Below are 14,798 nucleotides of genomic sequence, written 5' to 3'. Positions count from 1 at the left end.
GAAGGTGAGGAACACGGTCGCACTCGATCTGAGGCTCTTAGGATTTTGGCACTTCCTGAACCTTCTGATCCTATCGCAGACGGGATCCCAGCGGAAAACGGCAGAGCCCGTGGCGCTGCCCCGACAAAATGGCCCTTGGGATCCACCGCTAAGGCAACCCCCAGCTCGATGAAGACGGGTACTGGGCTATCCCTTTGGGCAGAGCGGATGAAGTTCAAAGCCGTTATTGTTGGAAAGATTATTCAAAGACTCCCCCTGGCTTGCGCCGACCCTAGGTTAGGCTATTGCCATCCCGGGGGAGCAAGAAACACCGCTGCTCTGCCCCAAAGTCCGCGAGTTGAGTTAAGGAAGGTTGAGGTGAAGGGGAGACTGACCTGCCATTTCCCTGTGCTGCTACTGGCCCTGCCTCTGTGGGGATCCCCGACCTGGGCCGGAGAGTATTTCACCGAGGAAGTCACCAGCCCCAGCCTGGAGATCGTTCATGGCTGGCGGCAGGAGGTGTACGGCATTGGGGTTACCATCACCAACACCAGCCTCGGCTCCTTTCGGGTGCCCTTGGAAATTGATATGGAGGATCGGACTAGCTGTGAGCGGGCCGACTTGGTGCTGACCAACAATCGCATCATGCCGATGGGATCCTTCCAAGATTGCATTCTCAACATCTTTCCCTACCTGGATAAGTTCATCAACCAAGAAGTCGCCAGCATCCGAGTCACCCTAAAAGGGCCAGCTCCCCTCCTGGAAATTCCGGTAGAGGAGTCGGATCGACTGATTTTGGCCCAGGTGGCCAACCAATCGCGGGAAGCCTTTGTTTTCTTTCAGCAGGAGTTGGCCCGTGTTTTGGAGCTGCTGAGGCAGTCGGATCCCAAGCAAAGCGAGACGGCCCCACAGCCTGGCACCCCAGTTCCGACCGCCACCCCAGCCGAGTCTGCCGCTAGCCCAGGAGATTTTGTAATCGTGGGATCCATTCGGGAAGAACGAGTGGGGGCCGGTAGCCGCCTAAGCGTGGAAGCGATCAACCGCAGCACCCGCACGGTTCTCAACGCCCGTGCTCGTTTCACCTTCTATCGGGGAGAAGAAGTTGTCGATACGCGAGTGGCAGCATTTGAGCCCAGCGACGTGCCCCCCGGACAAAGGGCCTCCGCCAGTGTGCTGAAAACCGAGGCCAATTGGGATCGCGTCACGGTGACCTTCCAGTGGCAGTAGGGTTACTTCAGGGAGCCAAAGCGTTGCCGCGAATCAGGCTGCCCAGGGTTTTGACCGTGATCTTGAACTGCACCCAAGGGCTCATGGGCACTACCGTCTTGTAGAGGTAGCTGTCAAAGGTCATCCTCTGCACGTCCCGGTCGGCGCACATCTCCACAAAGGCTTCGCGGGTGGCATTGGAACGGTAGAACACTCGCTGCAGGATGTCCAAGACCTTGTAGGTCAGGCCGTACTGGCGATCCCAGCGCTTGAGATACAGTTTTAGATCCTCCTCTGTGGGAATGCGCTTGCCGCCGTTGGAGGTCTCGACGATGGTCTCGGCGCACATGCGGCCTGACTTGGCGGCAAAATAGATCCCTTCGCCGCTGGATTTGGTTACGTATCCCGCCGCATCTCCCACCAAAGCAGCACGGCCCACCACGCGGCGCGGGCGGGGATGCTCTGGGATCGGATGGGCTTCCACCTTGATCACCTGGCCGCCGCGGATACGCTCGGCAGCACGGGCGCGGATCCCAGCTTGCAACTTTTGGATGTGGGCTTGGTTTGCCCTCATGGTGCCGGTGCCCACGGCTACATGGTTGGACTTGGGAAACACCCAGGCATAAAAGTCTGGAGAAACATCGTCCCCCACATACATTTCTGCCCGCTCTGCGTAGTAGGCCATTTTGTCGTCCGGGAGCCGGATGCGCTCCTGAAAGGCCAGCGCATAGTTGTAGTCGCCAGCACCAATGGCTTCTGCCACCTTGGAGTGGAACCCATCCGCCCCGATCACCACATCCACAGCCAAAGAACGCGGCACCCCTTGCCTCGATCCGTCGGAAAAATCGTTGTAGTGCAGGATGTAGGGATCCCGGCCATTCTGGGGGATCTCCAGATGCATTACCTTGCCGTTGATCAGCTCCGCCCCTTTTTGGTGGGCACGATTGCGCAAGAAGGCATCCAAGATCTCGCGGCGGCACATGCCGATGTACTCGTTTTCTTTTTCGAGGGCGATATCCACCTCATAGTTGGAAGGGGAGATCATCTTCATCTTGCGCACTTTGCGGTCGATGATCCCCTCGGGGAGGTCGAACTCGGAGACCATACAGAGGGGAATGGCGCCCCCGCAGGGCTTGGCGTTGTCCAGCTTCCGCTCAAACAAAAAGGTCTCGATTCCAGATTGGGCCAGAACTTCGGCAGCAGAGGCTCCGGCTGGGCCGCCCCCCACAACAGCAACTCTCAGACTCAAGGTGCTCTCCTCGATGCAAGTGCAACTGGCTCATCAGACAGCAGGCATCCTACCACAGCTCCTCAGAAGCATTGCGGACCTTGACGAAGTGTTGCAGAGTGGAGGGCTCGCGCTCGCTGTGTTTCTACAAAAGGCCCCGCCGCATTTGATCCCAGAGGTTGAGATAGGACTCGGCTTCGGCTGAGCTCAAGGGGCGCCAGATCTCCGAGCGTTGCCAAGTGGAGATTTGCAAGTCGGCTCTGCGTTGCAGGCGTGGGGCAAGTTGAGCCAGATCCAGCGGCAAAACCGAAGGGATCCCGCTCAGGTTGACCAAGCGGGGGGCAAATTCAGGATTCAAGACAAAATCAAGCCAGTCAGCCAACAGGGATCCGGAATCGGTCTGGGTTGATTCTGTGTGGGCATTGTCTTCGTGGGCATGGTCTTCGACGTGGGGTCGCACCCAGACATCCCACCAGATGGCGGATCCGGAGGCCGGGATCACCACTGCCAGCTCAGGGTAGTTGGCTTGGGTGGCGTAGAGATCCTGCGACCAGCCCACGGCCACCCAGCTATCGGCCAAGCGCAAGATGGGCAGGTAGTCGGAAGAGGTGTAAGTTAAAACCTGACGGTGCAGGGATCCCAGCTCTTGCCGTAATTCCACATCCTCAGGGTTGAGGGGATCGTTGTAGGAGCGGCCCATTTTCTTCAGGGTTAGCCCAATCACCTCCCGCGGATGATCCGGCAGAGTCAGTTTGCCGGCCAGCTCAGGCCGCCACAGATCCGCCCAGTCCCGAATGGGCTCCCTCACCCGATCCCGGCGGTAGGCAATGGCCGTTACCCCCCAGCGCCAGGGCACACCCCAAATCTGCCCGTCCCGGAGTGCCGCAGCTTGCCAACGGGGATCCAGATTCTGCCATCGTTCTCCCAACAGGCTTGCCGGCAGAGGAGCCAGCCAACCGGCAGCTATGGCCCGATCCAAAGCGTCGGCCCCCAACAAACTCAAAGCCGCCACCGGCAGCCGCCGCCGGAACCATCCCCCTGGATCCCACCAGGCCGGATCAGCCGGCTGGACGCTTTGCCGGAGATAGGCCAACAACTGATCCCGACTATCCAACAGTTGCAACCGAAAGCGGGCCTGAGTCCTGCGGCGAAACTCGTTGAGCAAACTGGCGGGGATCCCTTGCTTGAGCGCCACGACAAGAGGCAGGTGTGCATCCGGCCCCCCACATCCTGCCGCCATTAGCCCCAGCAGGATCCCCTGTAGAAGCTCACGTCGGCTCAGCCGTATCTCGCCCACGACAGTACCGCTCCACCAGAATGAGAGCCACCAGATCATCGTAAGCCTTGGCCGGCACCCGCATCCCCTTGGGCAACAGCCGCTGCCATCCCTGCGGTGGGTAAAAATCCCAGTAGCGCTGACGGGCCTCTTGGGAGCTGTGCCGCTCATCCACCAGGACAATCTGCTGCGGGGGGAGGATCGATTCCAGTTGAGACTTCCAGGCTTGGGCCGTCGTCTGATTGCCCAGGATCACTTGCTCCGCCTGAAACTGTTGCCGGAGCGTTTGTAGTCTAGACAGCGCTGCCGCGGAAGGGACCACCTCCCGGTGTAAAACCTTCAGCTCCGTTTGCGTAAACACCTGCACCACAGCAATGCCGCATTTGTCGCGCCCTGGGTCGAAACCGATCAGCACTCGTTGGCCCTTCAGTCTTGCCGGGTGGAGTGGATCCGTCATCCCTCGGGACGCCCCGCCTGCTGAGCCCCAGAAGAGCCGGGTTGACCGGAAGCTTCTGCCATCAGAAAACTCACCCGCAATGGCCCCGCTGTGTAGATGTCGGTGTCGGCAACCAGCTTCACATCCAGAGGGGTGGTGCTCTGGCGGAGATGCTGCACAACCTCCAGAAACTTGACCTGGGAGAACTCCCCCACAGTGCCGGTGATGGGATCCGAGAGAAGCCCCTCCTCTTGCGAGCGCTGATTGGCCTGGTTCAGCAGCCCCAGCAGTTGCTGTTGGATCTGATTTTCGCTCAAACCCGGTTGAATCACCCCGTGGGCCAGCACGGATCCCTTGGCGAAAATCCGCTGGTTGGGGTAAATCTGCACGAGCACAGGCACAGGCTCCCCCTTGAGCCGGTTGGTAACAGAGAGAATGCGCACCGCCCAGCTACCGGGTTCTCGCAACTTCTCCAGGGCTTGGTCGGCATCCTCGCGGCGGATCAAGATCGCGTTTTCCAGAGGGGGCATGGGCTGGGATCCAAGGGCAAGGGCCCGCTGTTCCGCCTGGGCCAAAAGGTGCTCAAACTGCCGCCGGATCGCCTCTGGTTTTGCCCCTCTTGGAGCCTCCACAACTCCTGTTGCCAAAACTTCCCCCGCCAAGATGGCCAGTTCCCCCCGCCGCAGCCGCACCGCCAATTGGTTGAGCTGCTCGATCTCCTGCTCAAGCTGGTTTTTCTGGTTCTCCAGTTGGGTTAAGGCCGCCTGCACCACATCCAGGGAGCGCTCCAGCTGATCCCGATCCAGTTGCAGGGCTTGTTTTTGCGACTCCAGGGTGGCGATCACCTGGCGGGCCGACTCCACCTCTGCCTTCACTGCCTCCAACTCGGCATGGGCTCGATCCAAACTGGGCTGCACCTTGGCCAGTTGCTCGTTGGCTGCCGCCAGCTTGGCCTCCGCCTCCTGCCGCTCCTGCAGCGCCACTGCCAGCTGATCGCGCACTTCGCTCAGGCGGGTTTGGGCTGCCGACTGCTGGCTGCGAAATTGGTCGAGATCCATCTTGAGGTGATCCCGCTCAACCCTGAGAGCGGCATTTTCCGCTTCCAAGAGGGCTTTTTGGCGGTTGAGGGCCCGCAGCTCTTGCTCCGCCTGGGCAATTTGGTTGGTGTAGCTGAACAGGGCCTCCGACAGAGAGCGGTTGAGGAGCAGCAGTGTGCCCAAAGTCAGGGCGGAGATGCTCACGCCGGTCACCACGGCCACCAGAATGGCGGTATGGCGGGGGCGCAGGTTAAACCAGGTGAGGCGTTTTTTGCCAATGCGATAGCCCACCCGATCCCCAACAACGGCAATCAGGCCACTGACAACCAACATGTAGAGGATCAGCAGTACGCCTTGCATATTCGCGGATCCCTGCCATGGAAATCTTAGCAAGGTTGCCCTGAGGATTTTGCAAGTTGCTGGGAGATGGATTTCGGCGCTGTTTTGTAGGGATTTTTGGGGGTTCTAATCCGCGTAGAGGAGCCGCTCCACCGCCGCCACAATATCTGCAGGTTGCACGATGGTGGCCGCCTCCAGCGTGCCGTTGTAGGGGGTGGGAATGTCCTGCGAAGCCAAACGCATCACCGGCGCATCCAGCTCATCGAACAGTTCTTCCATGATGCGAGCTGTCAGTTCCGCCCCAATGCCACCCGATTTCATGTCTTCCTCAACAATGATCACCCGATGGGTTTTGCGCACCGAAGCGGCAATGGTTCCCATATCTAAAGGTTTCAGCGAGATTAAATCGATCACCTCAGGGTCGATCTCCTGCTGCACCAAGGTGTCCACGGCCTTGAGCACGTGGTAGCGCATGCGGGAGTAGGTGAGCAGGGTAACATCGGAGCCGGATCGGACGATTTCGGCTTTGTCCAGAGGCAAAAGGTATTCCTCTTCTGGCAGATCTTCTTTCAAGTTGTACAAAAGGACATGCTCGAAAAAGAGAACTGGGTTGTCGTCGCGGATGGCGGACTTGAGCAAGCCCTTGGCATTATAGGGAGTTGAACAGGCCACGATCTTAAGCCCGGGCACCGCTTGGAAGTAGGCCTCTAGCCGCTGCGAGTGTTCTGCTCCCAACTGACGACCCACCCCGCCCGGCCCGCGGATGACCATCGGGATCTTGAAATTGCCCCCGGAAGTGTAGCGCAGCATACCGGCATTGTTGGCAATTTGGTTGAAGGCCAGCAGCAGAAAGCCCATGTTCATCCCTTCCACCACCGGGCGCAAGCCGGTCATGGCTGCCCCGATGGCCAGGCCGGTGAAGCTGTTCTCGCAAATGGGGGTATCCAGCAGGCGCATCTCCCCGTACTTGCGATACAGGTCTTTGGTGACTTTGTAGGAGCCGCCGTAATGGCCGACATCTTCTCCCAAAACAAATACGTTGGGATCCCGGGCCATTTCTTCGTCGAGGGCAGCACGCAAGGCGTTGTAAAGGAATGTCTCGGCCATAGAGGTTCAATATCGCTAAACCCTCATTAAACCATTTTGCCGGCATGGATCCCCTTGCAGCTGACTTGATAGGCTGAGCTCAGAATTCTTGCTCAAAGGGATGGCGACCTTCCCCACAGCTTTCCTCAGCACTCTCTTTCCCCTGGAACATGGGGATCGTCCGTCTTCTCAAGAAAAGACACCATGAGCATTCCACGGCCCAAACTGGCGCTGACCTTGGGGGATCCCGCGGGAATTGGGCCGGAAATTGTGCTCAAGGCGCTGGCGGATCCTGAGGTGCAGTCTTGCGCCCACATCACGGTTGTAGGGGATCGGCAGGTTCTAGAAGCCACCTATCGCCTGCTGAGAGATCGGTTGCCGGCTCCATTGGCCCATCCGGCAGGGATCCCGATGCTGGAATGCGACACAGGCTTTCGGTTACAGCCTGGCTGTATTGGTCAAGGGGATGCTGACAGTGGTGGGGTCAGTTTTGTTTACCTGAAAACGGCAGTCGAACAGACGCTGCGGGGCGAGTTTCAGGGGATCGTGACAGCGCCCATCGCCAAGTATCTCTGGCATCGAGCCGGCCATCGGTTCCCTGGTCAAACAGAAGTTTTGGCCCAGCTGAGTCGGTCTGAGCACTACGGGATGATGTTTGTTGCCCGTTCCCCCCACAGCGGTTGGCAGATGCGGGTTTTGCTGGCCACCACCCATATTCCCCTCGGCCAGGTGCCCACCGTGCTGACCCCAGAGCGGGTGCGGACAGCGCTGGATTTGCTGGTGGGATCCCTGCGCCACACCTTTGGGATCCGGGATCCTGTGATTGCAGTAGCCGGCCTGAATCCCCATGCCGGCGAACAGGGGCAACTGGGATCGGAGGAAAAAGAATGGCTGACCGAGCTGCTGCGCACCTATGCCCACGCCCAAATTTGGGGGCCGCTTCCCCCCGACACCATGTGGCTGGCTCCCGCGCAAGCCTGGCATGGCCAGGGATCTCCAGCCGTGGCAGATGCCTACTTGGCTCTCTATCATGATCAAGGTTTGATCCCGGTGAAGATGCTGGCTTTTGACCGGGCAGTCAACCTGACAATTGGGTTGCCTTTTGTTCGCACCTCTCCCGATCATGGCACCGCCTTCGACATTGCCGGCCAAGGGGTGGCCCGGTGCGAGAGCCTTAAGCAGGCGATCCTGCTGGCGGCAGAACTGCTGGGCAAAAACCCCCAATCCCCTGAGGGAAATGCCGTCTGTACCCGACAATCTGAGGCCGTTTCTCGTTTCCAGGGGGTGGCTTGATGGAAGTTGCCGGTGCTACCTCAACCAGAATGCTTTACCGTCGCTTTGGGCGCACCCAACAGCTGGTCTCGGTTTTTTCTCTGGGCAGCATGCGCTTGGTCAATGTGCCCAGGGATCAAGCTCAGGCAACCGTTGAGGCAGCCCTAGCCGCAGGGATCAACCACATCGAAACGGCTCAGGCTTATGGCCATGCCGAGGTGCTCTTGGGCGAGATTTTGCAAACCCTGCCCTTTTCACGCCATCAGTTGATTCTGACCAGCAAACTCACTCCCACAGATGGGTTGCGAGAGCGGCTTCAGGGATCCCTGCGCCGTCTGCGGGTGGATTACTTGGATCAATTTGCCTTTCATGGCATCAACCTGCCGGAACATCTGGAGTGGGTGCTGCAGAAAGGGTTGCCGATTCTCAAGCAGATGCAGCAAGAAGGCTGGGTGCGCCACATTGGGTTTTCCACCCATGGATCCCTGGAGTTAATTTTGCAGGCCATCCAGACAGGATGCTTTGACTTTGTTAATTTGCACTATCACTTTTTCCAACAGCGCAATGCACCGGCCCTAGAAGCGGCTGCCCAGCAAGATATGGGCGTGTTCATCATTTCTCCTGCCGATAAAGGGGGAATGCTCTATCGCCCGCCCCAACACCTGCAGGAGTGCTGTGCCCCTTTCAGCCCCTTGGAGTTTGCCTATCGTTTTTTGCTGGCGGATCCCCGTGTTCACACCCTCAGCCTGGGCATCACTCATCCTGAGGAGCTACAGGTGGCCTTGTCGGCTTTACAGGATCCCGACCGTTGGTGGGTGGATGGCCCTCAGATTCAGGAGCGGTTGCGCCAAGCCGAGCAGGAACGCTTGGGATCCAGCCGCTGCACCCAGTGCTACGCCTGCCTGCCCTGCCCAGAAGGGATCCACATTCCCGAAGTGCTGCGTTTGCGCAACTTGGCCATTGCCCACGAGATGACGGAGTTTGCCCAGTACCGCTACAACATGTTCGGCCAAGCTGGGCATTGGTTTCCGGGGTCACTTGCCGACCGCTGTACCGAATGCGGTGACTGCTTACCCCGCTGCCCAGAACATCTGCCTATCCCGGAGTTGCTGGCCGAAGCCCACCAGTTGCTGCATCGCTCTCCAATCCGGCGGCTCTGGGAATGACCATTCCCCCTATCCTGTTTGGCAGAGCTCAACTTCGTTTATGATCGGTTGCAGTTTGTCAAGAGACTCACAAGGCGAGGCATCGGAGTGAATAGTCAGAGCCAAGACCGCTTAGACCGGGTGGAACAACTGCTGGCTTGGACGGCTGAACAGACTGCTGCCAACAGCCGAGAAATCCGGGAGCTCTGCCAATCGGTCCAGGAGCTGCGCCAGTCCATCCAAGAAAGCCGCGCCGAATTTGCCGAACAAGCTGCTGCCCAAGCTCAAAGCCTGCGAGAGCTACAGCAAGTTGTCAGCGAGACCCGCTCTGACTTAGCTCACCTTGCCGAGTGGGCAGAGGAAGTGACTCAAGCTCTGGTTACCCTCACCGCCCTACAACGAGAGCACGAACGCGCCATTCAGGCCATCAACCAACGGCAGGCGGAAACGGATCAGAGGTTCAACGTTCTCCTTGAAGAAGTGCGCTATCTGATTCGCCGGCAAGGCTCTGACGGAAATCCTCCCCCCTCGTTGCCCTGAGCACTGGGATCCCTTTAAGAACTGCAAGGACAGCCCTAATCTTCATCCACTTCCCACTCCAACAGATGTGCATAGGGAGCCACTAAGTGGGGAGCATAAAAGGCAACGGCTCGAAGGGCATGCCAGTCTTCCAAGCAGCCAAAGACGGTCGGATAGTCATTGCGCTCCAACCGCTCTGCAATTGCCGCCACCTCAGCTTCGGTAAACTGGCGGGGATCCATCCCCTTGGTAGGGGCCTCCACTTTGGACTTGGATCGGGCAGACATAGGCAGCCTGAACACGCTACAAGCCGATCTTAGCCTCTTCCTTTTTGCCCGGCCGACTTTGAAAAAACTTGACACACTCCCCACCTCAATCGCTTGCTTCTTGCGCAGTTGTGAGGACGGGGCCTCAGACTTAACTTTTGGGCAAGCCGGGCCGTGGGCTCCCGAAACTCTGAAAAGGGATCCCCATTCCCCCAGTTTCGTGGCAAGGTGAGGACAGATACCGCATCGGAGGCTGCTATGGAGAGCAAGATCCCCGCCCGCGATGTCCAAGTTGCCCTTATCGGCCCGTCCACGTTGGTTCTCCGCTCCCGCACCTGGGATCGCCTGAAGTTTGAGCTGGAATACGCTCGGCAACGGGGCACCACTGCCAATAGCTACCTCATCCAGGCCCGCCAAACCCTTCTCATCGATCCTCCGGGGGAATCGTTCACCAGCATCTTTTTAGAAGAGCTGGCCCAACACCAGTACCTACAGCGGTTGGACTTTATTTTGCTCAGCCACGTCAACTTTAACCGCATTGCCACTCTCAAAGCCCTATTGCCTCTGGCTCCCTATGCGATGGTGCTCTGCTCCAAACCGGGATCCATTACGCTACGGGCCGCCTTTGAAGAGATGGATCCCTTGCCCCGCAGTCGCGACGAAGAAGAAGCCGCCGATCTGGGCATTTTCTACAATGGCCACCAGTCCTTCCGTTTGCGGGTCATCCGAGATGGGGATCGCCTGGATTTGGGAGAAGGGCATGAGTTGCACTTTCGCACCGTGCCCACACCCCGCCACCCCGATGCCCTCTGTGCCTACGATCCGGCTACCGGGATCCTCTACACCGATAAGCTGTTCGGCGCCCACGTGTGCGATGAGCAAGTGTTTGACGAACATTGGCGGCAGCTCAGCGAAGACCGCCGCTACTACTTCGACTGTTTGCACCGCAACCAATTGTCCCAGGTGAAGGCAGCCCTGGCCAAGTTGGAAGAATTTCCCGCCCAAATCTATGCCCCTGCCCACGGCCCCTTGGTGCGCCACAGCCTGCGGCGCTTGCGGCTGGACTACCACACTTGGTGCGAAGAGGATCCCGGCGAGCAGCGGGTAGCTCTCCTATACACTTCTGCTTACGGAAATACAGGTTTGATGGCCATGGCCATAGCCCAAGGGTTGGAGCGGGCCGGCGTTAAGGTGGAGCGGATCAACTGCGAATGGGCCACTCCGGAGGAGATCGCCCAGGCTCTGGAGCGCTGCCAAGGGTTTGTTATCGGATCCCCGACCTTGGCCGGCCATCCTCCTGTGCAGATCCAAACCGCCCTTGGCATCATCCTTTCTTCAGTTCCCACCACCCGATTGGCCGGGGTTTTCGGCTCCTACGGCTGGAGCGGAGAAGCGGTGGATCTCATCGAGAACAAGTTGCTCAATGCCGGCTTTTCCTTGGGGTTTGAGACGATCCGCGCCAAGTTTAAGCCCACCCCTGAAATCCTGGAAGCCTGTCAAGAGGCGGGATCCCAGTTTGCTCAGGCCCTGCGCAAAGCCAAACGAGCCCGCGCCCCTCGCCAAACCAGCAGCGAAACTCAGGCGGATCGGGTTGGGCAAGCCCTGAGCCGGGTGGTGGGATCCCTGTGTGTAGTCACCGCCCTGCAAGGAGAGACCCGCCGTGGCTTTCTCACCTGGTCGGTGGCCCAGGCCAGCTTCAATCCGCCGGGGCTAACTCTATCGGTGAGCAAGGACCAAGAAGCCGAACTGCTGACCTATCCCCAGGCACCCTTTGTGCTCAACATCTTGCGGGAAGGCAAGGGCAGCAACTTGCAGCGGCACTTTCAGCGGCCCCAGCGCCCTGGAGAAGATCGGTTTGCCGGCTTGGCCACGGCCACTGCCGAAAATGGCTGCCCCATTTTGTTGGATGCCTTAGCTTACCTGGAGTGCCGTGTGAAAACTTGGATGGACTGCGGGGATCGCTACCTGGTCTATGCCGAGGTGGAACGGGGCAAGGTGCTGGATCCCACGGGGGTTACGGCCATGCGGCGGGGGTAGTGTATTGGAGAACAAAGATTTGTTGTGGAGTCAATGCTAACTGGATCCCATCGATCACCTTGAGCTGACGATCTGCTCGGCAAATTTCTGGCTCTTGTTGAGGGGCAAATATCAAAACAGAGTAATCGTCTAAATCCACCATCCACCCTAATTTGCTGCCGTGCTTTAGACAATGCAGGATATTATCGATTACACGGCTTACCCTTTGACCCGGCGAAAGAATTTCGATAATCCAGTCGGGTGCTGCGGTGAAGTCATCCTCTGGCTCGCCTGTTTCACTTAGGCGAGTTCGATCCCACGCAATTACGGCAATATCGGGAACAATGGAACGACCGGAAAAAGTGCAACGCAGTTCGGGTAGGGCAGTATAGTCGGTGGTGCTGCCATCAACCTCGGCCACAAGGTGTTTTTGCAAAATGGAGTGGCGGGCTTTGGGTATCGGTTTTTGAATGGCAACTCCATCCACATACTCCCACGCCGGAGAATCTTCTATGTAAGGCAACTTGAGGAAGTCTTCAAGGGTAAGAGGCGGAGCCAGGCGAGTTGTCATAGGTTTAGGCAAAGCTCCTCAGGATCCCTACCAGTACTGTATCCCAAATCCCCAAGCGAGGGCGAGTGGTGGAGTAGGGGTTAGAATTGCAGCAATTGGAGTAGATGTAGCGTGAAAGTTGTCCAGCCGGCGGCGCTGCTGACCTCGATGGATCCCCTCAGTTGATCCACCATTTGCTTCACCAAGGCCAAGTCTAGATCGGTACTCCCTTCCTTAGCCCACACTGCGGAGCCCTAGCAAAGCAAAAAGCCCCCAGGCAGGGTAATCACCTCTCCTGAGGGCCAAACCCCCTCAAATCCCAGGTAGGTTAAGCCTGAACTCTGCTCGGCTCGTAGAAGACTTTGGGCAGAGATCGAGCAAACTTCGAGAAATCAGCCCTTGACTTGCGCGAACCATAATCTGCCTTTAAGTCAGAACGATTGAAAGCTATCTTCTCTCTTGCGGGCTCGTAGAAGATCCACCTCCTAAGGGTGTAGTTCACTTCATAGAGAGTTTGCCGAACGCCGTTTATCAACGATAGAGATCTGGAGCTGGGAGCCTTTGGCGGCTGATACCAGTAGATATCCTCGGGAGATACAGATAGAGGCTCTGGACCTGCAAAGGGCGGCTCGTAAAAAGTTGCAAAGTCAGGCTGAGGTCGGCACTGAAATTGAACCTGATACACCGACTGAGAGGTCATTTCCTGCCGACTCTGCTGCCAAAGCTGCAGCATCTTGCCGACATCAAATCCCATCGCTCGCTGAAAATGCCACAGGGATCCTTGTAGAAAAAAGAAGGCTAAGTAGAAGTGAGCATTCGCCAGCCAAACCCTTGAGGAGTAGTTCCACGCTCCCGTTTGATTTGGATCGAAGTAGTAAGGAGTAAAGGCGGATTTCAGCTCCAGGGTGGGGCCGTAAAACTCCACCGGGTAGGCCAGCGAGTTAAACCCACAGTAGTAAGAAGCCGCAAAACCGGCTAGGGCGATGCCGAATAGAGAGTAGGAGAGGATCCCATCTGCTGAGAAGAGAAAGCGAGCTTTAACCCACTCAAACGGCGGAACCAGGATATGCCACACCCCTCCCAACAAGAGAAGAGCTCCCACATAGATATGGCCCCCCACCAAGTCTTCCAAATTATTGACATCAAACAGGTGGGTGCGGTAGTTCCAAAGGGTGGCAAAGTCCAAAGTTGGAGCCGTAACCAGGCGTACCTGACCGGTGTTGGCGTCATACAGCCCCCCGAACACCATCGCCTTGGCCACCAACAATAGGGATCCCAGGCCCAAAATCAGTAGGTGGTGCCCCAGAATCACTCCCAACGTTTTGGCATCATCCCAAGTGAAGTGAAACTTGGCAGCCCTGCCGAATTCCATATCTAAGCTGGGGGGAAGTTGGGTTTGGTGGAAGTAGGCTCCTCCAGCCAACACGCCGGCAGCCACCAGGTGAATTGAGGCAATGGCCACATAGGGAAAGGTATTGACGATCTGGCCACCGGGGCCAACCCCCCACCCCAATGTGGCCAAGTGGGGCAGCAAAATCAGCCCTTGCTCGTACATGGGCCGCTCTGGCGAGAACTTGGCCAGCTCAAACAAGGTAAAGCCCCCCGCCCAAGCCATGATCAAGGCCGCATGGGCCACATGCGCCACGATAAAAGTATTAGAGAGGTTCATCAATCGAGCGTTACCTGACCACCAGGGGTAGCCCGATGGGTGCATCTTTTTGGCATTCATAGATAGCTCCTCAGTGAGCCCTCAAAAATACAGGCACGTTTAGCTCAGACCGGCAATGATATGGTCAAGATAAACGGCCATTTCTTGACTTGCCTCTGTGTCGAGACTTTCGGTCAGGACCTCTTTCATGGCATTGAGGGCCTGAATGACGCGATCGATGGGAACGCCGAGGGTGATGTAAGTTTCTTTTAAACCCTGCAACACGCGCTCATCCAAAATTGAGGGATCGGCAGCCAACATGGCGTAGGTGGCATAGCGTAGAAAATAGGTCAGGTCCCGCAAGCAAGCCGCGTAGCGCCGAGTAGGGTACATATTGCCCCCCGGTAGGGTAATATCCCCGTAGAGCAAGCTCTTGGCAACCGTTTTGCTGATAATGCTGCTGGCGCTGGAGCTGATGGTTTTGGCCGCCTTGACGCGCATGTTGCCACTCTGGAAATAGCGATTTAATTGTTCCAGAGCTGCGGCATCTAAGTAAGAGCCTTTCTCATCGGCGGGGTTAATCAGGGAAGTGATGGTATCTTTCATGGATTTTTCTCCTCTAAGCACTAGTAGGGACTGATTTCTTGAGGCAATTGGGCAAATGCTGTTCGCGTTAGCGGGACGGAGTCCTTGCACCGCTTGCTCAGGCATTGCCTGTGAGAACTCTTATGGATTGCAACTTAAGACAACTTCACAGCTTGCAGGTCAAGCTCGCAAAGCCAGCCGAAACCTCAA

The 14,798-nt window shown here is 57.6% G+C and carries 14 protein-coding genes; 5 read left to right on the top strand and 9 right to left on the bottom strand.

Annotation, left to right across the window (positions count from 1 at the left end; genetic code table 11):
• The first annotated feature begins 357 nt into the window (after window positions 1-357).
• Complete coding sequence (locus ACVW0B_RS00560; RefSeq protein WP_414331048.1) at window positions 358-1,206, top strand: hypothetical protein; 849 nt, start codon at window positions 358-360, stop codon at window positions 1,204-1,206.
• Window positions 1,207-1,213: 7 nt separating this feature from the next.
• On the opposite strand, the gene chlP is transcribed toward ACVW0B_RS00560, so the two are convergent.
• The 5 genes from chlP to ACVW0B_RS00535 form a co-directional block, all read right to left on the bottom strand.
• Window positions 1,214-2,434: a geranylgeranyl reductase gene (chlP, locus tag ACVW0B_RS00555; protein WP_457490691.1), complete on the bottom strand. Its 1,221-nt coding sequence runs from the start codon at window positions 2,432-2,434 to the stop codon at window positions 1,214-1,216.
• Between the two features lie 124 nt (window positions 2,435-2,558).
• Complete coding sequence (locus tag ACVW0B_RS00550) at window positions 2,559-3,710, bottom strand: extracellular solute-binding protein (RefSeq protein ID WP_457490690.1); 1,152 nt, start codon at window positions 3,708-3,710, stop codon at window positions 2,559-2,561.
• On the bottom strand, window positions 3,682-4,146 hold the full coding sequence (gene ruvX / locus ACVW0B_RS00545) for a Holliday junction resolvase RuvX (RefSeq protein ID WP_457407488.1): 465 nt from the start codon (window positions 4,144-4,146) through the stop codon (window positions 3,682-3,684). Before ruvX ends, ACVW0B_RS00550 begins: the two co-directional genes overlap by 29 nt.
• A complete protein-coding gene (locus tag ACVW0B_RS00540) occupies window positions 4,143-5,522 on the bottom strand; it encodes a DUF3084 domain-containing protein (protein ID WP_457403818.1) in 1,380 nt (459 codons plus the stop codon). The genes ruvX and ACVW0B_RS00540 overlap by 4 nt, the downstream gene beginning before the upstream one ends.
• Before the next feature lie 105 nt (window positions 5,523-5,627).
• On the bottom strand, window positions 5,628-6,608 hold the full coding sequence (locus ACVW0B_RS00535) for an alpha-ketoacid dehydrogenase subunit beta (protein ID WP_414331610.1): 981 nt from the start codon (window positions 6,606-6,608) through the stop codon (window positions 5,628-5,630).
• 183 nt (window positions 6,609-6,791) lie between these two features.
• Here ACVW0B_RS00535 and pdxA point away from each other — a divergent pair, with 183 nt between their 5' ends.
• The 3 genes from pdxA (at window position 6,792) to ACVW0B_RS00520 (ending at window position 9,544) form a co-directional block, all read left to right on the top strand.
• Complete coding sequence (gene pdxA, locus ACVW0B_RS00530; protein ID WP_457490689.1) at window positions 6,792-7,880, top strand: 4-hydroxythreonine-4-phosphate dehydrogenase PdxA; 1,089 nt, start codon at window positions 6,792-6,794, stop codon at window positions 7,878-7,880.
• A gap of 29 nt (window positions 7,881-7,909) precedes the next feature.
• Entirely contained in the window at window positions 7,910-9,025 is a 1,116-nt protein-coding gene (locus ACVW0B_RS00525; protein WP_457490741.1) for an aldo/keto reductase, read from the top strand.
• Between the two features lie 87 nt (window positions 9,026-9,112).
• The gene (locus tag ACVW0B_RS00520) at window positions 9,113-9,544 is read left to right on the top strand and encodes a hypothetical protein (protein ID WP_414388627.1); all 432 of its coding nucleotides are present in this window, start codon (window positions 9,113-9,115) and stop codon (window positions 9,542-9,544) included.
• A 35-nt stretch (window positions 9,545-9,579) separates the two neighbouring features.
• Here ACVW0B_RS00520 and ACVW0B_RS00515 read toward each other — a convergent pair whose 3' ends face one another.
• Window positions 9,580-9,810, bottom strand: coding sequence for a DUF2555 domain-containing protein (locus ACVW0B_RS00515; RefSeq protein WP_414522248.1), 231 nt, complete (start codon window positions 9,808-9,810; stop codon window positions 9,580-9,582).
• A 237-nt stretch (window positions 9,811-10,047) separates the two neighbouring features.
• On the opposite strand from ACVW0B_RS00515, the gene ACVW0B_RS00510 reads away from it, so the two are divergent.
• The gene (locus tag ACVW0B_RS00510; RefSeq protein WP_457444146.1) at window positions 10,048-11,826 is read left to right on the top strand and encodes a flavin reductase; all 1,779 of its coding nucleotides are present in this window, start codon (window positions 10,048-10,050) and stop codon (window positions 11,824-11,826) included.
• Here the strand turns inward: ACVW0B_RS00510 and ACVW0B_RS00505 are convergent.
• The 3 genes from ACVW0B_RS00505 to ACVW0B_RS00495 form a co-directional block, all read right to left on the bottom strand.
• On the bottom strand, window positions 11,804-12,376 hold the full coding sequence (locus tag ACVW0B_RS00505) for a Uma2 family endonuclease (RefSeq protein ID WP_414423720.1): 573 nt from the start codon (window positions 12,374-12,376) through the stop codon (window positions 11,804-11,806). The genes ACVW0B_RS00510 and ACVW0B_RS00505 overlap by 23 nt on opposite strands.
• Window positions 12,377-12,683: 307 nt before the next feature.
• On the bottom strand, window positions 12,684-14,084 hold the full coding sequence (locus tag ACVW0B_RS00500; RefSeq protein ID WP_457387765.1) for a chlorophyll a/b binding light-harvesting protein: 1,401 nt from the start codon (window positions 14,082-14,084) through the stop codon (window positions 12,684-12,686).
• A gap of 39 nt (window positions 14,085-14,123) precedes the next feature.
• The gene (locus ACVW0B_RS00495) at window positions 14,124-14,609 is read right to left on the bottom strand and encodes an allophycocyanin subunit beta (RefSeq protein WP_099812041.1); all 486 of its coding nucleotides are present in this window, start codon (window positions 14,607-14,609) and stop codon (window positions 14,124-14,126) included.
• Window positions 14,610-14,798: the final 189 nt, after the last annotated feature.

It is taken from the genome of Thermostichus sp. MS-CIW-23 (genome assembly GCF_054059455.1).
Note: the sequence above shows the minus strand (reverse complement) of the source record. Positions and strands in the feature narration are given on the sequence as shown.